Source organism: Acinetobacter sp. YH12231 (assembly GCF_013417755.1).
Lineage (GTDB): Bacteria > Pseudomonadota > Gammaproteobacteria > Pseudomonadales > Moraxellaceae > Acinetobacter > Acinetobacter amyesii.
This window is the reverse complement of sequence record NZ_VPDJ01000006.1, coordinates 149,192-167,657: the sequence shown is the minus strand read 5'-3', so window position 1 is coordinate 167,657 and position 18,466 is coordinate 149,192. Positions and strand designations below refer to the sequence as shown.

The 18,466-nt window shown below is 42.1% G+C and carries 15 protein-coding genes; all 15 read left to right on the top strand.

The features are described from left to right. Nucleotides 1–87 precede the first annotated feature (87 nt). The 15 genes from FTV11_RS04500 to FTV11_RS04430 all read left to right on the top strand — a co-directional run bounded on the left by FTV11_RS04500 (nt 88) and on the right by FTV11_RS04430 (nt 18,401). On the top strand, nt 88–1,146 hold the full coding sequence (locus FTV11_RS04500; protein WP_078189383.1) for a pilus assembly protein PilM: 1,059 nt from the start codon (nt 88–90) through the stop codon (nt 1,144–1,146). After that, nucleotides 1,146–1,832 carry a PilN domain-containing protein gene (locus FTV11_RS04495; RefSeq protein ID WP_168378182.1) on the top strand — a complete coding sequence of 229 codons (687 nt, stop codon included), beginning with the start codon at nt 1,146–1,148 and terminating at the stop codon, nt 1,830–1,832. Before FTV11_RS04500 ends, FTV11_RS04495 begins: the two co-directional genes overlap by 1 nt. After that, the gene (locus tag FTV11_RS04490) at nt 1,829–2,551 is read left to right on the top strand and encodes a type 4a pilus biogenesis protein PilO (protein WP_168378181.1); all 723 of its coding nucleotides are present in this window, start codon (nt 1,829–1,831) and stop codon (nt 2,549–2,551) included. Before FTV11_RS04495 ends, FTV11_RS04490 begins: the two co-directional genes overlap by 4 nt. Continuing rightward, entirely contained in the window at nt 2,548–3,075 is a 528-nt protein-coding gene (locus FTV11_RS04485) for a pilus assembly protein PilP (RefSeq protein WP_078192530.1), read from the top strand. The genes FTV11_RS04490 and FTV11_RS04485 overlap by 4 nt, the downstream gene beginning before the upstream one ends. A 61-nt stretch (nt 3,076–3,136) precedes the next feature. After that, the gene (pilQ, locus tag FTV11_RS04480; RefSeq protein WP_180073478.1) at nt 3,137–5,251 is read left to right on the top strand and encodes a type IV pilus secretin PilQ; all 2,115 of its coding nucleotides are present in this window, start codon (nt 3,137–3,139) and stop codon (nt 5,249–5,251) included. Nucleotides 5,252–5,287: 36 nt separating this feature from the next. After that, the gene (aroK, locus tag FTV11_RS04475; RefSeq protein ID WP_078189378.1) at nt 5,288–5,833 is read left to right on the top strand and encodes a shikimate kinase AroK; all 546 of its coding nucleotides are present in this window, start codon (nt 5,288–5,290) and stop codon (nt 5,831–5,833) included. Between the two features lie 14 nt (nt 5,834–5,847). After that, nucleotides 5,848–6,930: a 3-dehydroquinate synthase gene (gene aroB, locus FTV11_RS04470; protein ID WP_180073457.1), complete on the top strand. Its 1,083-nt coding sequence runs from the start codon at nt 5,848–5,850 to the stop codon at nt 6,928–6,930. A gap of 7 nt (nt 6,931–6,937) precedes the next feature. Next, nucleotides 6,938–7,777, top strand: a complete 840-nt coding sequence (locus FTV11_RS04465) for a hypothetical protein (RefSeq protein ID WP_168378178.1) — start codon at nt 6,938–6,940, stop codon at nt 7,775–7,777. A 446-nt stretch (nt 7,778–8,223) separates the two neighbouring features. Further along, nucleotides 8,224–12,699: a glutamate synthase large subunit gene (gene gltB, locus FTV11_RS04460; protein WP_180073477.1), complete on the top strand. Its 4,476-nt coding sequence runs from the start codon at nt 8,224–8,226 to the stop codon at nt 12,697–12,699. A 69-nt stretch (nt 12,700–12,768) separates the two neighbouring features. Continuing rightward, nucleotides 12,769–14,190, top strand: a complete 1,422-nt coding sequence (locus tag FTV11_RS04455; protein ID WP_078189374.1) for an FAD-dependent oxidoreductase — start codon at nt 12,769–12,771, stop codon at nt 14,188–14,190. Nucleotides 14,191–14,428: 238 nt separating this feature from the next. Beyond that, nucleotides 14,429–15,313, top strand: coding sequence for a metal-dependent hydrolase (locus FTV11_RS04450; RefSeq protein WP_180073456.1), 885 nt, complete (start codon nt 14,429–14,431; stop codon nt 15,311–15,313). 162 nt (nt 15,314–15,475) lie between these two features. Beyond that, nucleotides 15,476–16,066, top strand: a complete 591-nt coding sequence (locus tag FTV11_RS04445; protein ID WP_078189372.1) for a LemA family protein — start codon at nt 15,476–15,478, stop codon at nt 16,064–16,066. Between the two features lie 29 nt (nt 16,067–16,095). Continuing rightward, nucleotides 16,096–17,163 carry a TPM domain-containing protein gene (locus FTV11_RS04440; protein ID WP_180073455.1) on the top strand — a complete coding sequence of 356 codons (1,068 nt, stop codon included), beginning with the start codon at nt 16,096–16,098 and terminating at the stop codon, nt 17,161–17,163. Continuing rightward, on the top strand, nt 17,157–17,717 hold the full coding sequence (locus FTV11_RS04435; RefSeq protein ID WP_180073454.1) for a TPM domain-containing protein: 561 nt from the start codon (nt 17,157–17,159) through the stop codon (nt 17,715–17,717). The genes FTV11_RS04440 and FTV11_RS04435 overlap by 7 nt, the downstream gene beginning before the upstream one ends. A 204-nt stretch (nt 17,718–17,921) precedes the next feature. Then, a complete protein-coding gene (locus tag FTV11_RS04430; protein ID WP_180073453.1) occupies nt 17,922–18,401 on the top strand; it encodes a prepilin-type N-terminal cleavage/methylation domain-containing protein in 480 nt (159 codons plus the stop codon). The last annotated feature ends 65 nt before the right edge of the window (nt 18,402–18,466 follow it).

Below are 18,466 nucleotides of genomic sequence, written 5' to 3'. Positions count from 1 at the left end.
GAGTTATTGTATCTGTATAAAATTATAGACCAATGCTAATTAGTGGGTTAATTTTTTTGGGGATAAAAAAATAATAGGAATTATATTGTGCTCAGGTTATATCGTAAGCCAAATAAGGGGTTAATAGGAGTAGATATTAGTTCGACTTCTGTTAAGGTTTTGGAACTTTCTGTAAAAAGTGGACGGTATTGGGTAGAAAGCTATGCTTTGGTCCCGTTACCAGAAGGAAGTGTTGTTGAAAAGAACATATTGAATCCGGAAGCTGTAGGTGACTGTTTAGAGCGCGCAATTAATTTGGCCAATACGCAGACCACTAATGCAGCTTTAGCGGTTCCAACATCGATGGTGATTACAAAAATCATCGAAATGGACGCAGATATGAACGATGATGAACGTGAAATTCAGATTCGTGATGATGCTGAGCAATATATTCCTTTCCCACTTGATGAAGCGAGCCTTGATTTTGAGGTCTTGCCGGATCGTCTATCTAATCCAAATCGTGTCAATGTTTTACTTGTCGCTACGCGTATTGAAAATGTTGAAGCGCGTGCGGAAGTTATTCAGCTTGCGGGTCTGACACCAAAAATTGGCGATGTAGAAAGCTTTGCAATTGAAAATGCATTTAAAGTTTTCTCAGATACTTTGCCAATGGGTGTAAATACCGTGGGCATTTTAGATATTGGTCATAGTATGACGACCTTATCTGTCATGCAGAATAACAAAGTGATTTATACCCGTGAGCAAGTGTTTGGTGGCAAACAATTGACACAGGAAATTCAAAATCGCTATGCATTGTCTTTCGAAGAAGCGGGTCGTGCGAAAAAAACACGTGCTTTGCCAGATGATTATGATGTTGAAGTCTTAGAACCTTTCTTAGAAGCTGTCGTGCAACAAGCAGCGCGTTCTTTACAGTTCTTCTTCTCATCTTCACAGTTCAACGAAATTGACCATATTTTATTGGCAGGGGGGAATGCCAATATTCCGGGGCTTGCAAAACTACTTCAACAAAAATTGGGTTACCGCGTCACGATTGCCAATCCATTCTTACAAATGGGTTTTTCACCTCAAATTGATATTAAAAAAATTGAAAATGATGCCTCATCACTCATGGTGGCATGCGGTCTAGCATTGAGGAGTTTTGATTAATGGCAAAAATTAACTTGCTCCCTTGGCGTGATGAGCTAAGAGAGAAACGAAAAAAAGAATTTATTGCACTTTGTATTGGGGCTTTCTTAATTGGGGTAATTGGGGTTGGTTTGACATGGTTGTATTTTGATCACAAATTAAAAGATCAAGAACAAGCGAACCAATTGATTATCAGTCATAACCAAAATTTAGATGTTCAATTAAAGTCTTTGGATGGTTTACAAGAACAGCGTAATGCCATTATTGAACGCATGAAGTTGATTCAAGGCTTACAAGGTCAACGTCCAATCGCTGTACATCTTGTAGATGAATTGGTTCGTGTGACACCTGCCAATATGTACATCACAAAATTTGAGCGTAATGGCGACAAATTTATGATCGAAGGGCGTGCGGAAAGTCCAAATACTGTTGCAGATTTACTGCGTAATTTGGAAGCGTCACCTTGGTATCGTAATGCCTTCATGAGCTCATTCCTTGTGGCTGAAGAGAAAAAAGACAAAGCGCCGACATCTGTGGTTCCTCGCGTAGAAGAATCTTATGGTGCATTTACTGTGACTGCTGATTTGGAGCAAATTGCGCAGCCGACCATTAATGATCCAGCAGCAAATGCAGGACAGTCAGCTTCATCGGCGCAAAAATCTGACGCACAAACTGCAGCAACACCAACTCCGGAGGTTGCAAAATGAGTCGTGATGAATTTGAGCAATTGAATCAAGATGCTGTTGTCATTCCGAAAAAGAAAATGACTTTTGATAAGTTTGTACAGCAGTTCAATACGCTAGATCCGAATAACTATGGTAGTTGGCCAATTTCAGTCAAAATTACCTGTTGGATTTTTATCATTATTCTTGTGGCAATTTTGGGCTATTTCTTGGCGATTAAAGGCAAGATTGAAGCTATTTCAAGTGCTAATGCGCAAGAACAAAATTTGTTGAATGAGTTTCGTGAGAAAGATTCGAAACTGCGTAATTTGCAACAATATCAGTTGCAGTTGCAGGATATGGAAGCACGTTTTAATCAACAATTAGAACAATTGCCGAAAGAAACTGAAATTCCAGGTTTGGTTGAAGATATCAACTTAACTGGTGTGAATTCTGGACTGAAATTTAAAATTATTCGTCTTGAGCCTGAAGTGAAGCAAGAGTTCTTTACGGAACAGCCAATTCGTATTGAAGCAACGGGTGATTACCATGCCTTTGGTTCATTTGTTAGTGGCATTGCCGGGCTTTCACGGATTGTGACTTTGCATAATTTAACGATTACAGCAACTGAAAATAAAGAAAAGAACTCAGATATTCCAAAAATTGATTATGTAATTTCTGCGAAAACATATCGTTACGAAGGAAATACTGAAAGTGCTGCGAAAGCTGCAGATTCAGCAAGCACACAGGAGGCTCCAAAATGAAAATGAATAAATTGGCACTTTCTGTGATGGTTGGATTTGTATTAGCAGGTTGTGAATCACGTATTGATGTGGTCAATCAAGAGATGGCAAATATACGCAATCAAGCGCCATTAGCGATTGAGCCTGCGCCAGATTTTGTACCTGTCGAAACTTTTAATTATGCGGCGCACTCTTTAAAAAGTCCGTTCTTGCCAAGTTCATTGGCAGCAGAACTTAAAATCATGGCAGGTAAGCGTGTTTATCCAAACTTGAGTCGTCAGCCTCAACCTTTGGAAAGTTATGCACTCGAAACCCTGAATATGAAGGGGAGTATGCGTAACCAATCTGGGCAAATTTTAGCCTTGATTCAGACGCCGGATGGTGAAGTTGAGCGTATTCAACGTGGAAGTTATATGGGGCTCAATCATGGTCGAGTGGTAAATATTACCCCGACGCAAATTGATTTGATTGAGATTATTCCGGATGGGCGAGAAGGATATGTAGAGCGTCCTAGAAGTCTCATATTAATTGGACCAGCACCTTAAGCTTAAAGGAATAAAAATGAAGAATAGTGTACAAGATTTTATTTTTGGGGATGGCAATACAATGAATCATGTGTTTCGTCAGTTTTCGATGGGGGCTGTTGCAATGGCGATGATGCAAGTTGCCAATGCTCAGGTGAGTGTAACCAATGTGGTACCAATGCAAATTCCAGGTCAAGGGACTGAAATTCGCGTGATGTTTAATGGCTTGCCGCCGCAACCACAAGCTTATCAACTCGATCAACCATCACGACTGGTCTTAGATTTTGATAAAGCACAGCAAAATTTAAAACAAAGTTCAATTCCTGTTGCAACGGCTGAAGCGAGCACTGTGGATGTGAGTTCGGATGCACAACGTGCGCGCTTAACTGTGAATTTAGCCAATGCTGGCGCTTTTACCACGCGTGTTGAAGGTAATACCTTTATTTTAAAAATCAACTCTGCACAAGCTGCAAATTATGTACAGCCTGTAGCACAACGTCAGCAACAGGGCATCTCAAATATTGGTTTCCACCGGGGTTCTAATGGTGAAGGTCAAGTTGTTGTTGATTTACTGGGTGGAAATACTCCCGTTGATGTTCAACAGCAAGGCAGTAAAGTGGTGATCCGTACTTTAGGCAATAAAGTACCTGCACATTTGACTCGCCGTTTAAATGTCAATGATTTTGCAACACCTGTTGCAACGGTGGATGCACATAATGATGGCGGTAATGGTGTGATTACCATTCAGTCGACGGGCAGCTATGAATATATGGCGTACCAAACTGATAATAAATTAACGGTAAGTTTGAAACGTCCGGAAGATAAAAATCCATTACGTCCTAAAGCTGCCAATCATTATATCGGTAAGAAGATTTCATTAGACTTCCAAGATATTGAAGTACGTCGTGTGCTGCAACTTTTGGCTGATTTTACTGAAATCAATATGGTTGCTGCTGATACGGTTCAAGGAAATATTACACTTCGCTTAAAAGATGTGCCTTGGGATCAAGCACTAGATATCGTATTGAAAACCAAGAATTTGGACAAACGTCGTAATGGTAATGTGATTTGGATTGCGCCTGTATCTGAGTTGATTAAAGCGGAAGAAGAAGAAGCAAAAGCCTTACGTCAAAGTATGAAGTTGGCACCATTACAGACTGAATATTTAACGTTAAGCTATGCAAAAGCTGCTGAGATAGAGAAGCTGATTACGCAGTCTAAAACAGCAGGCAACACTGGTTCATCAAATAGTAGTAATAATACTGATGAGGACCGTGGTAATTTGTTAAGCCCACGTGGCACAATTTCTGCAGATACGCGTACAAATACACTGATTATCAATGATACCGCGCAAAACATTGATCAAATTCGAAAAATGGTCGATTTGCTAGATGTATCAGTCAAGCAAGTCATGGTTGAAGCACGGATTGTAAAAGCATCTACCGACTTTACCAAAGAAATGGGTGTGAAATGGGGGCTATTGTCTCAAGGGATTAACCAAAATGACCATTTATTGGTGGGTGGTAGTGATACCACACTTTGGGACTTAAAAACCCCGGATGATGATGGGAAATATACCATTCAACGTCCTCAAAATTTAAACGTGGATTTAGGTGTGACTACTACAGGTGCGAGTCGAATTGCGTTTGGTTTGATTAGTCTTTCTGATTTTATGTTGGATTTAGAGCTTTCTGCTTTACAAGCGGATGGTTATGGTGAAGTGATTTCCACACCAAAAGTACTGACAGCGGATAAACAACAAGCCAAAGTGGCTTCAGGTCAAGAAATTCCGTATCAAACCACAACCGGTACAGGTTCAAATGCAACTTCTTCTACCGAGTTTAAAGAAGCTTTATTAAGTCTGGATGTAACGCCTAGCATTACACCGGATGGGAAAGTGCAAATGAAGCTGAATATCAAGAGCGACTCACCAGCAGGTTATGCACAAAATGGTGAAATTATCCTGAATAAAAATGAAATTAATACCGATGTACTAGTCAACAATGGTGAAACTGTTGTGCTCGGCGGTATTTTTAATCAGGAAACACAAAGTAAGCAAACTAAAGTACCGTTCTTAGGTGATATTCCTTACGTGGGGCGCTTATTCCGTAAAGATATGAAAAGCGATGCAAAAAATGAGTTGCTGATTTTTGTTACTCCGCGAATTGTTAATGACAGTGTTACAAGAAATCATTAATATATTTTCAATTTAACAAAAGAAATAGGTGACTCCTTGCCAAGCAAAGAGTTTGAAACCCTACCAAATATCTATTTGGTAGGGCCAATGGGGGCAGGAAAAACAACCGTAGGGCGACATTTAGCAGAATTGTTAGGACGTGAATTTCTAGACAGTGATCATGAAATTGAACGTAAAACAGGTGCGACCATTCCTTGGATTTTTGAAAAGGAAGGGGAAAAAGGCTTTAGAAGTCGTGAAACGAATGTCATTGATGAGTTAACTGCAAAAAAACAACTGGTCTTGGCGACTGGCGGTGGTGCTGTGACTCAGCCCCCAAATCGTGAATTTTTAAAACAACGTGGTATTGTTGTTTATCTATATACTCCGGTGGAAATTCAGTTACAACGAACCTACCGAGACAAAAATCGCCCACTTCTTCAAGTGGAAAATCCAGAGCAAAAGCTACGAGATTTATTGGCTGCCCGTGATCCTCTTTATCGTGAAGTCGCGCACTATATTATTGAAACCAATCAAGGTGCTGCGAGAGATCTTGCGCAAAAAATTTTTAATTTAATTGTTTCACAAAATATATCTCGTTAGAAAAGGTTAAATTCATGCAAACCTTACATGTTGAACTCGGTGATCGTCGCTACCCTATTTTTATTGGGAGTGACCTCGATCCACAAACTTTACTTGAGCCTTATGTTCAGGGTAAACAAGTGATGATTGTCTCTAATACCACAGTTGCACCGCTCTATTTAAAACATTATGTAGAAGCAATTGAGGCATTAGGGAAAACTGTTGCGACATGTATTTTGCCTGATGGTGAAAAGTATAAAAATTTAGAGCATTTGAATTTAATTTTTGATGCCTTGCTTGAAGCAGGCTTTAACCGCGATTGTACGGTTTTGGCATTAGGTGGTGGTGTCATTGGGGATATGACCGGTTTTGCTTCTGCATGCTATCAACGTGGTGTATATTTTATTCAAGTGCCGACGACGTTACTTTCTCAAGTGGATTCAAGTGTCGGTGGAAAAACCGGGATTAACCATCCACTGGGTAAAAACATGATTGGTGCCTTCCAGCAACCCCAAGTGGTCCTTGCGGATATGGCGCAATTAAAAACTTTACCAGCGCGTGAACTTTCTGCAGGTTTGGCCGAAGTGATCAAATATGCATTGTTAGGTGATGTTGAATTTTTAGCTTGGCTTGAACAGCATATGGATGCTTTAGTTGCAGGTGATGCAACTTTGTTGGCTGAAGCAGTATATCGTTCATGTGCCCATAAAGCGCGTATTGTGGCCAATGACGAAAAAGAACAAGGCGAACGTGCGTTATTAAACCTGGGTCATACCTTTGGTCATGCGATTGAATCATACTTAGGATATGGTGAATGGTTGCATGGTGAAGCCGTTGCAACTGGTATGGTGATGGCTGCAGATTTATCCCATCGCATGGGCTGGATCACAGCTGAAGATTTAGAACGTACAAAAAAAATCATTTTACGTGCACAATTACCGATAGTTTGCCCTAAAATTCCGCTAGAGGAGTTTTTGGCGTATATGTCTCATGATAAAAAAGTATTGAATGGGCAATTACGACTTATTTTACTGAAATCATTAGGTCAGGCCATCATCACCAAAGAGTTTGATGTTGAGTTAATGAAACAGGCAATTTTGGCAAATCAGGCAGAGTAGGTACATCATGGCAGCGCGGCAGTCTCAATGGCAAAAAGTTCATCACTACGCATGGTTGGTGGGTGGAGCTGTGTGTCTGTTCGCTGCATTGGTTTTCTGGGCGATTACAGATACCAAAGAATTGGTTGAAGTTGAAAAACAAGCTGAAACTGAAGTGGATTTGCAAATTCAGCCAGAGAAAGTGGCAGCAATGTCCCATCTTGGTGCATTAAATGAAGAAGTACGTCCACTTGATATGACGACCCGTGTGGTTGCTACAGCTCAACATGAGCCAGAATTTCGTGGCACTAAATTTATTAATGACTCTGCCAAGCTTTATGGTGTTGAATTATTTCGGGTTTCTGAAGAAGATATTTTAAAAAGCTTCTTACGCAAGCAGCCTGAGCGTCATAAATTTATTTATCTACGTCTTTCTGGTGAAGACCATCCTGAGCAATACGTCATTTTAACTGGACCATATTCGTCGCAAAATGATGCCAAAGCTGCAATGTCGAGCCTCAACATCGCTTTGCCTGCTTCAATTAAACCTGAAGTTGTGGAATTTAAACAATATCAAGCATATGTGAATGACTTGGGCACGGAAGAAATGTCGTCGAGTCAAAAGTTATATGCTGTTAAATTAAAATCTGTGCCTTTACCGAAAATTGATGAAGCTCAAATCGCCGCACGAAAAGCAGCGGCTGCAGCGACGGTAACAACACCAACTAATGCAACGACAAGTACTACGGTGACACGTCGTGATGCTGAAGGAAATGTGATTGATGTGCAAAAATCACAAAGTAGTGTAGATGCACCACGTCCAAAACCTGCACCGGTAGAACAAGAAGTAACCGATCCTTTTAATTAGTTCTAAAATAGCGCAAGACGTCTTAGGAAAAGCTTAAACTGCACAGAAAAAGTGCATAAAATAAAAAAAGAATAATTTGAATTATTTGTTATAACTAAAAAATGCTTGTAATCAGCCATCTTAGGAGAAAATGCATCAAGTTGGCATACAAATTGCTTAATTGGTGCGTAAATTGAACTTTTCTCCCTGTTTTGGCGCGAAAATGATTCGATAAAAGTGCGAAGTCATTAATCCAGTCGTTATCCCTGATCTGAACTGCAAAAGCAGAAAATTTGACTTTTTATTCATGCATCAAAGGTGAATTCGGTTTATCTTAAGGGTGTGAATAAGAAATAATTTTGCTCGACAGAACAATTCATGTGAGTAAGTTAAGACGAATCGCAACAAGAAATTAGTTTGTTAAGTGCTCGAAAGAGCTGTAAAGAAAAGAAGGGTACGCTATGCACATGCCATCGCCTAATACTGTAGCTCCCGCTCAAGGTTTATACCAACCGGATGAGTTTAAAGATAACTGTGGTTTCGGTTTAATCGCCCATATGCAGGGTGATGCAAGCCATGATCTCGTCAAAACCGCAATGCATAGTTTAAGTTGTATGACCCACCGTGGTGGTATTGCCGCAGATGGCAAAACCGGTGACGGCTGTGGTCTACTCCTTGCTATGCCAAAAGAATTTTTCCGTGAAGAAGCGAAAAAACTCAGTGACATTACATTGAGTGAAATCTTTGCTGTGGGTACGGTATTTCTAAATCTAGACCCTGCATTAGCCGCACATGCAAAACAAATTTTAACCAAAGAAATCGAAGACGAAGGTTGTAAAGTCATCGCTTGGCGTGTTGTGCCAACCAATAACGATGCGTTGGGTTCAATCGCGATGCAGTCATTGCCTGCATTTGAACAAATTATCGTGAATTGCCCAATGGGTGTTTCAGAGGTTGAATTCAACCGTAAGTTGGTGATGGCACGTCGTCGTGCAGAACAACAGCTGACTGCTGACCCATACTTCTATGTAACCACTTTATGCTCAACTGTGATCAGCTATAAAGGTTTGATGATGCCAGCAGCCATTGCTGATTTCTATACCGATCTTGCTGATGAGCGTTTAAAGTCACACATTGTTGTATTCCATCAGCGTTTCTCAACCAATACATTGCCGCGTTGGCCTTTGGCACAGCCGTTCCGTTACTTGGCGCACAATGGTGAAATTAATACCATTACCGCAAACCGTAACTGGGCGATGGCGCGTACACCAAAATTTGAAAACCCATTATTGCCAGGTTTAACTGAGCTGAATCCAATTGTAAACCGTACAGGCTCGGATTCTTCAAGCTTAGATAATATGCTGGAAATCCTTGTCGGTGGCGGCATGGATTTGTTCCGTGCGCTGCGCATGTTGGTTCCACCAGCTTGGCAAAACGTTGAAACTTTAGATGCGGACTTACGTGCATTCTACGAATTCAACTCGAAGCATATGGAAGCATGGGATGGTCCAGCAGGTCTGGTAATTCAAGATGGTCGTCATGCGATTTGTATGCTTGACCGTAATGGTTTACGTCCAGCACGTTGGGTAATTACCAAAAATGGTTACATCACATTGGCATCAGAAATTGGTGTTTGGGGTTATGAACCTGAAGACGTTGTATCTAAAGGTCGTGTCGGTCCGGGTCAAATCTTGGTGATCGATACCTTTACCGGCAAAATGCTCGATACTCAAGATGTGAGTAATCACCTCAAACGTATGCGTCCGTACCGTCAGTGGTTACGTGAAAACTCAGTACGTGTGCAAGGTAGTCCAGAGCTAGAAGAATATTTATGTGATCAAGGCTTAAAAGGTGATGACCTGAAAGCTTCACAAAAAATGTTCATGGTGACATTTGAAGAACGTGACCAATTGCTACGTCCAATCGCTGAAAGCGGTCAGGAAGCCGTGGGCTCAATGGGTGACGATACGCCAATGGCAGTATTGTCTCGTCAAGTGCGCCATGTGTCTGACTACTTCCGTCAGCAGTTCGCTCAGGTTACGAATCCGCCAATCGATCCATTACGTGAATCGATCGTAATGTCGTTAGAGACATGTCTCGGCCGTGAACAAAATGTATTTGAACAAGGTCCAGAGCATGCAGATCGTCTGATCATTTCAAGCCCAGTACTGTCAAATTCGAAAATGCATCAAATCCGTACCCTTGGTCGTAAAGGTTACGAGATTGCAGACATTGACCTGAACTATGCAGAAGATGAAGGCTTAGAAGCTGCCATCGCGCGTATTTGTGAAGAATCTGCACAAGCGATTCGAGACGGAAAAACTTTACTTGTATTGTCTGATAAGAAAATCCGTCAAGGCTTCTTACCTGCAAATGCATTAATGGCAACAGGCGCGGTTCACCACTATTTAATCAATGTGGGTCTACGTACAGATGCCAACATCATTGTCGAAACAGGTTTGGCGCGTGATGCGCATCAGTTTGCGGTGATTCTTGGTTTCGGTGCGACTGCGATCTATCCGTACCTAGCTTATGACGTGATCAATGACTTGATCGCGAAAGGTGAGTTATTGGGTGATCCAATTCATGCGCAAGCGAACTTCCGTAAAGGCATTGAAAAAGGCTTATTGAAAGTCCTTTCTAAGATGGGTATTTCTACTGTTGCTTCTTACCGTGGCGGTCAGTTGTTTGAAGCGGTCGGCCTCTCTGATGAAGTGGTTGCAAAATGCTTTACTGGCGTACCGAGCCGTATTAAAGGCGCAACATTCTCTGATCTAGAAAATGACTTGAAAAAATTGGCAGATTTGGCGTGGAAATCACGTAAACCAATTGATCAAGGCGGTATGCTGAAATTTGTATTCGGTAAGGAATATCACGCATTTAACCCAGACGTGATCAATGCACTGCATAAATCTGTGCGTTCTGGTAATTATGCGGACTTTAAAGAATACGCAGAGCTAGTGAATAACCGTCCAATCGCGACGATTCGTGACTTATTCAAGCTGAAAACAGATCAATCGATTGCACTCGATCAAGTTGAATCCGTAGAAGAAATTCTGCCGCGTTTTGACTCGGCAGGGATGTCTTTAGGTGCTTTATCACCTGAAGCGCACGAAGCCATTGCAATCGCAATGAATACCATTGGTGGTCGCTCGAACTCGGGTGAGGGCGGCGAAGACCCAGCGCGTTACGGCACTATCCGTAACTCGAAAATCAAACAAATTGCATCTGGCCGTTTTGGTGTGACCCCTGCATATCTAACTTCTGCAGAAGTCCTTCAAATTAAAGTGGCACAAGGTGCAAAACCAGGTGAAGGTGGTCAGTTGCCGGGCGGTAAAGTGAATGGCTTAATTGCACGTTTACGTTACTCAGTACCGGGTGTGACATTAATTTCTCCGCCGCCGCATCACGACATCTACTCAATCGAAGATTTATCACAGTTAATTTTCGATTTAAAACAGGTTAACCCACAGGCGATGGTGTCCGTTAAGCTGGTTTCTGAGCCGGGTGTTGGTACGATTGCGGCAGGTGTAGCAAAAGCATACGCAGACTTCATTACCATTTCTGGTTATGACGGTGGTACAGCGGCTTCTCCACTTTCTTCAATTCACCATGCAGGTTCTCCATGGGAGCTTGGTCTATCTGAGGCGCATCAGGCGCTACGTGTGAACGATCTGCGTGGCAAAGTACGTGTTCAAACAGATGGTGGTTTGAAAACAGGTTTAGACGTGGTTAAAGCAGCAATTTTAGGTGCAGAAAGCTTTGGCTTCGGTTCTACGCCAATGATCGCATTGGGTTGTAAATACCTACGTATTTGTCACTTAAATAACTGTGCAACAGGTGTTGCAACTCAACAAGATCACTTACGTCAGGAACACTACATTGGTGAGCCTGAAATGCTGATCAACTTCTTCCACTTTATTGCGGAAGAAACACGTGAATGGTTAGCAGCGCTAGGCGTTTCAAGTCTGAAAGATTTGATTGGTCGTACAGATTTACTGGAAATGCTTCCAGGTGAAACTGAAAAACATGCACACCTTGATTTGAGCGCATTACTCCAATCGCATCCTGCGGCTGAAGGTAAAGCACAGTACTGTGAAGTACAAGGCAATGCACCATTTGATAAAGGCTTATTGGCTGAGAAAATGGTAGCTGAAATGCTGCCAGCGATTGAAGCAGGCACAGGCGGTGAATATAGCTTCACTATCGGTAACTGTGACCGTTCAATTGGCGCGCGTATTTCGGGTGAGATTGCAAAACGTTATGGCAACCTCAGTATGGAAGCGCACCCTGTTAAAGTTAAATTAACAGGGACTGCAGGTCAGTCATTGGGTGTTTGGAACGCCGGCGGTTTACACATCAGCCTAGAGGGTGATGCGAATGACTACGTGGGTAAAGGTATGGCTGGTGGTCGTATCTCGATCTTCCCACCGAAAGGTTCACCATTCCAAACGCAAAATACTGCAATCATTGGTAACACCTGTTTATATGGTGCAACAGGCGGTAAATTGTTTGCTGCAGGTACAGCAGGCGAGCGTTTTGCAGTACGTAACTCGGGTGCGTTTGCCGTGATTGAAGGTGCAGGCGACCACTGCTGTGAATACATGACAGGTGGTATCGTGACTGTATTGGGTAAAGTGGGTCATAACTTTGGTGCGGGTATGACAGGCGGTTTCGCTTATGTGCTCGACCTCGACAATGACTTTGTTGACCATTACAACCACGAACTGATTGAATTGAACCGTATCTCTACAGAATCGATGGAAGAACACAAAGAGTTCTTGTGCCGTATCTTAGATGAACAAATTAAAGAAACAGGTAGTGCTTGGGCGTATAAGATCCGCAACGAGTTTGACTTCTATAGCCGCAAATTCTGGCTTGTGAAACCAAAAGCTGCTAATTTGCAGACTTTGTTGAAAACAACTCAAGCTGATCCACAATAATTCCACTACTGCAGATTTGATAGGCAGGTGTAAGTCCAAACATGCTTACACCTACCCACGGAGAGAGACATGGCAGAGCGCCTAAATAATGACTTTCAGTTCCTGGATGTAGCACGCCAAGATCCAGAGAAAAAAGATCTAGTTGTCCGCAAAGCAGAATTTGTGGAAATCTATAAACCGTTTACAGCTGAAGTTGCAAAAAACCAAACACACCGCTGCTTAGGTTGCGGTAACCCGTATTGTGAATGGAAATGTCCAGTACATAACTACATTCCAAACTGGTTAAAACTGATTGCAGAAGGTCGCATTTTCCAAGCGGCAGAATTGTGTCATCAAACCAACACCTTGCCTGAAGTTTGTGGTCGTGTGTGCCCGCAAGACCGTTTATGTGAAGGCGCGTGTACGCTAAATGACGGCTTTGGTGCAGTTACCATTGGTAATGCTGAAAAATACATTAACGATACAGCCTTTGCATTGGGCTGGCGTCCAGATATGTCACACGTTAAGTGGACAGACAAAAAAGTTGCGATTATTGGTGCAGGTCCTGCTGGCCTTGGCTGTGCAGATATTCTTGTACGTAATGGTGTGAAGCCAGTTGTATTCGACAAACGCCCTGAAATTGGTGGTTTGCTGACATTTGGTATTCCAGAATTCAAAATGGAAAAAGACGTAATGAAACGTCGCCGTGAGATTTTCTCGGGCATGGGTGTTGAATTCCGTCTAAACACCGAAATTGGTACAGATGTGACGATAGATCAGCTATTGGCTGATTACGACGCTGTATTCATGGGTATGGGAACCTATACCTACATGAAGGGCGGTTTCGCGGGTGAAGACCTTGTTGGTGTGCATGATGCACTGGATTTCTTGATTGCTAATGTCAACCGTACGCAAGGTTGGGAAAAAGATCCATCTGAATACATCAGTATGGAAGGCAAAAAAGTGATTGTTCTCGGTGGTGGTGATACCGCGATGGACTGTAACCGTACCTCGATCCGTCAAGGTGCCGAATCCGTTGTTTGTGCCTACCGTCGTGACGAAGAAAACATGCCGGGTTCACGTCGTGAAGTGAAAAATGCGCGCGAAGAAGGTGTAGATTTCCAATTTAATCGTCAGCCGATTGAAATTGTGGGTGAAAATGGCAAAGTGACGGGTGTTAAAGTTGTGACTACACAGCTTGGCGCACCTGATAGTCGCGGTCGTCGTAGCCCTGAACCAGTTCCGGGTTCAGAAGAAATTTTACCAGCAGATGCAGTATTGCTAGCCTTTGGTTTTCGTACAAGCCCCGCAGATTGGTTTACTACATCAAACATCAGTATGGATGGTTCAGGCCGCGTCATTGCTGCTGAACAGCAAGAATTTAAGTTCCAAACATCGAATCCGAAAATTTTCGCCGGCGGTGATATGGTACGTGGATCTGACCTTGTGGTAACCGCAATCTGGGAAGGTCGCCAAGCTGCCGAAGGTATTCTTGACTACTTAGATGTTTAAGTCATGACATGCCAGTGATTGAACTGGATTCATTCGAAAACCCGCTTCGGCGGGTTTTTATTTTTTGGAATTTACCTCAAATGACACGTGAATAGATTTTGCAGATAAATACGCTGAAAAGTTGTCAGACAGCGCTTTAGAATGGTGAATTATGCAAATGTGCTAGCACATTTTGCCATGTGTGAAAGAGCTTAGGAATTACATACTGCGATCATGATCTAAATCTTAGGAAGCGAGCATGACGCAAGTGACGACACAAAAAACATATCTAAATCGTCCTAAAGCCATTGGCATTACGGTACGTCGAGCACAATTCAATCCTAAAGCGATTCGCCGGCATTATTTTGCCAACTCACCGGTGATGTCGCATTTGTTGACGGCATTGTCATCGACCTTTCCCATTGGTGAGCAATTCTTTGTGCATAGCGTGCGTAATGTACGCGATAAAGTCAGTGATGAAAAATTACAAGCTGAGATCGCGGCATTCATTGGGCAAGAAGCGATGCATTCCAAAGCCCATGCTGAATTTAACGATGCTTGGCGCAGTGAAAGCTATAATTTAGATCGTTTCCAAGCATGGCTGGCACGTAAAGATAGCTATGTAAAAAACTTACATCCAAAAATACAGTTGGCAATTACCTGTGCATTTGAACATTTTACCGCTTTGCTTGGTGGCTATATTTTAAGACATCCTGAAGTGCTCAGTACTTTAGATGATGATGCGGTTAAACTTTGGGTGTGGCATGCGATTGAAGAAATTGAGCATCGCGCAGTGGCATTCGATGTATATCAACATGTGTATGGTGATGACAAAATACGTCGCATGATTATGCGCAGTGTGACCACGGGTTTTGCTAGTCTCACGTTTTATTCTGCAACTAAGCTATTTATGCAGGATAAGAAAAAAAGTTTGCCAAAGCTGGGCGTAAATATTTTCGGGGCGTATTTATTGGCAAAAATGTTTATTCAATTGACGCCAGAATATTTGTCATATTACAAAGCAGAATTCCATCCGAGCGAAATTGATTACAGTCAGATCGTGAAATATTGGAAAGAACGCCTTGCTGATGAATATCAAATGGAAAGTTTTCAGACTGAAACTACACCGCAATTGTATAGCTAATTCAACATGTTAAAAAAAGCCCGAATAATGGGCTTTTTTTAATGCTAGATATCTTAGGAGTAGATGAATTTAATCACAAAGAAAATACATAATTCATTCGAAAAATAGGGTTAGAATGAATTTATTTAAACAATTACAAATAAATACTTGAGGTTAAGGGTTATGAATTCAATGAAAAAAAGCATGCTCGCAATCGCATTAGTCAGTACATTGACCCTGAGTGGTTGTGGCTATAACACATTACAAGTTAAAGACGAAGCCGTTACAGCAGCATGGTCTGAAGTGCAAAACCAATATCAACGCCGTGCAGATTTGGTACCAAACCTTGTCAATGTGGTGAAAGGCTACGCGAAACATGAGGAACAAGTGTTGACCGAAGTGACTCAAGCACGTGCCAATGTTGCGGGCTTAAAAGTGGATAAGGAAGTTTTGGAAGATCCAGCACTGTTCCAAAAATATCAAGAAGCTCAAGCGCAGATGACCAGCGCACTATCACGTTTAATTGCTGTTTCGGAAAATTATCCAGACTTAAAAGCCAATGAGCAATTTCGTGACTTACAGGTTCAGTTAGAAGGCACTGAAAACCGGATCGCTGTCGCACGTAATCGCTACATTACTACGGTACAAGACTTTAACGGCTATGCACGCCAGTTCCCGCAAGTGATGACGGCTAAAGTCATTGGCATGGATACCAAGCCTAACTTTAGCGCAGAGCAAAGTGCACAAACTGCACCAAAAGTTGATTTTAATTAATTGGCATCACTGCATTGTGAGGTGGGCTGATGGTGGATTTTGAGCTAAAACATACAGGTTTGTTGTGGTTGCAGCGCATGGTTTTAGCATGCTTATTGTGTGTGGTGGGTTTCACACATGCAGAAACTGCCACCGCTACAGATGTAGATGCTGAAACAGTTGTTGTCGGCAAAATATTAAAAGATCAACAGTCAGCTACGCAAAAAGATACAACAGCACAGCCTGAAATCAAAATTCAGCAGCCGAGTATTGCCAATGATATGGCAGATGGCGAGTCGATTCGTGGCTTGCCGACGCTCAATGAACCGGTAGTTGATCAGGCAAATTTACTTTCCGCTGCTGAAAAGCAAGCCATTAGCCAGAAAATTCTACAGTTACACGAACAAGGCAAGGCACAAATTGGCGTCGTGATTGTGCCAACCACAGGTCAAGAAGATATTTTTGATTACGCCATGCGTGTTGCAGAAAAATGGCAACTCGGTTCAGCAAAACGTGACAATGGGATATTGATGGCGATCGCTGTGAATGATCGTCGCATACAAATATTAACGGGTTATGGGTTAGAAGGAATTATGCCCGATATCATCGTTAGTCGCATTATTCGAAATCAAATCACACCGTATTTTAAGCAAGCTCAGTATGCTCAAGGCATTGATGCTGGCTTAACGGAAATAACACGTATTTTAAATCAAGACCCTGAAGTTGCAGCTCAAGCAGCCCAAGAGTTAAAAGAACGTCAGGAACAAGCCTTACACGAGCAACAAGCCAAAGAGAAAACGTTTACAACGGTTCTCATCATTTTGGTGATTGGTATTTTTGCATCATTTATAGTGGGTAAGCGCTTAAGTGCGTCAACTGCTGCTGTTGCAGGTACCGTTGCGGGTTTGGTCAACGGTGCAGGTCTACTCACCAGTCTGTTGATGGGTGGAGCAATTTTCTTTTTACTGATTACGGCTATTGCTCAAACCATTTTTCAAATGTTCCTTGCTGGTGGTGGGGGCGGTGGAGGTCGTAGCGGAGGTGGTGGCTTTGGTGGCGGCGGCTATAGCGGAGGCGGTGGTGGCTTTGGCGGTGGGGGAGCATCAGGTTCATGGTAACGAAAACAGAAACAACAGAAATTGTCACCTGTCCTAAAACACAGGAAATACAACAACCAAGTTTTAAACGCTGGTTGAAGCACTTCTTTTATATGCCTGCAGCAAACCGGTTTTTTAATAAGCAAGATCAGCAGGCCATTGCGCAAGCGGTGACAGAAGCTGAGCATGGCCATGTGGGTGAAATACAGGTGGTGATCGAAGGGCATATTCCGTCAAACCAAGCCTATTACCAAAATACCCGTGCCCGTGCTGAACAGCTTTTTGCTGAACTGGGTGTGTGGGATACGGAATTTAATAGTGGTGTTTTGCTTTATTTAAACTTATGTGAACGTCAGGTGGAAATTGTGATTGATCGCGGGATGAGACAGGCAACCGATGCCCAAGTGTGGCAGGCTATTTGCGCGCGAATTATCCAAAACATGCAAGATAAACAATACCGAACAGCTTTGACGGCAGGCGTAAAAGAGATTGGTGAAGTGATGGATCACTTTTATGCAGGAAAGTCTGTAGATAGAACGAATGAAATCGCAAATGCGCCTATTATTTTGCGCTAAAAAACGGTGATAAAGTGACACAAATCGTCACTTTTAAACACAAAAAGAGACGTAATGATTACAAAAAATAAAAATATTTTTTTAAAGTGCTGTTTTTTCTGTTATTTTAACTATAATAAATCTTGGCACGCTCTGTGCTATTTATAAAACAAGCTACATAGCTTTATTAAATAATTAAATTAAAAAACATTTGTGGAGAATGTTATGAAATCAGTTCAAAAGGGTTTCACCCTTATCGAATTAATGATCGTTGTAGCGATTATCGGTATTTTGGCTGCGGTTGCGATTCCGGCTTATCGTGATTATGTAGCTACTTCTTATGGAGCGGCTGCACAAACGGGTGTAAATAATTTCTTGCCTAAGATACAAGCTTGTGTACAAACAGGTATAGGATGTGGTGCTACTTTAAAGGCCGAAATCAACGCAGCTAATACTGGTACGACTAAAATTATGGCTAGTGTTAATCCTGCTGAACAAACGGCTGTTGTACTCAAAGGTGTAAATGATGGTTGTATTCTTGCTGCAACAGTTGGTGAAGATGGTTCGTTAGGATGGTCATTCAAAGAAAATACAGCTGCTAATAAAGATCAATGCGCTAAAGGAGCGAAGTTAGATGCTACAGCGAAGGCATCAGGTGGTAATTATGATTCTACATTGACTGCTACTATTACAGCTATCTCATAAAATTTAAATTTTTTGAAAAACGCATCTATAAAGGTGCGTTTTTTATTTTTGACTGTTATATAAAG

Coding starts and splice junctions, on each gene's coding strand:
- FTV11_RS04435 (WP_180073454.1), top strand. CDS start 17,157: ATGGTAACGAAAACAGAAACAACAGAAATTGTCACCTGTCCTAAAACA.
- FTV11_RS04465 (WP_168378178.1), top strand. CDS start 6,938: ATGGCAGCGCGGCAGTCTCAATGGCAAAAAGTTCATCACTACGCATGG.
- FTV11_RS04495 (WP_168378182.1), top strand. CDS start 1,146: ATGGCAAAAATTAACTTGCTCCCTTGGCGTGATGAGCTAAGAGAGAAA.
- FTV11_RS04490 (WP_168378181.1), top strand. CDS start 1,829: ATGAGTCGTGATGAATTTGAGCAATTGAATCAAGATGCTGTTGTCATT.
- aroB (WP_180073457.1), top strand. CDS start 5,848: ATGCAAACCTTACATGTTGAACTCGGTGATCGTCGCTACCCTATTTTT.
- gltB (WP_180073477.1), top strand. CDS start 8,224: ATGCCATCGCCTAATACTGTAGCTCCCGCTCAAGGTTTATACCAACCG.
- FTV11_RS04440 (WP_180073455.1), top strand. CDS start 16,096: ATGGTGGATTTTGAGCTAAAACATACAGGTTTGTTGTGGTTGCAGCGC.
- FTV11_RS04455 (WP_078189374.1), top strand. CDS start 12,769: ATGGCAGAGCGCCTAAATAATGACTTTCAGTTCCTGGATGTAGCACGC.
- FTV11_RS04450 (WP_180073456.1), top strand. CDS start 14,429: ATGACGCAAGTGACGACACAAAAAACATATCTAAATCGTCCTAAAGCC.
- pilQ (WP_180073478.1), top strand. CDS start 3,137: ATGAATCATGTGTTTCGTCAGTTTTCGATGGGGGCTGTTGCAATGGCG.
- FTV11_RS04445 (WP_078189372.1), top strand. CDS start 15,476: ATGAATTCAATGAAAAAAAGCATGCTCGCAATCGCATTAGTCAGTACA.
- FTV11_RS04485 (WP_078192530.1), top strand. CDS start 2,548: ATGAAAATGAATAAATTGGCACTTTCTGTGATGGTTGGATTTGTATTA.
- FTV11_RS04430 (WP_180073453.1), top strand. CDS start 17,922: ATGAAATCAGTTCAAAAGGGTTTCACCCTTATCGAATTAATGATCGTT.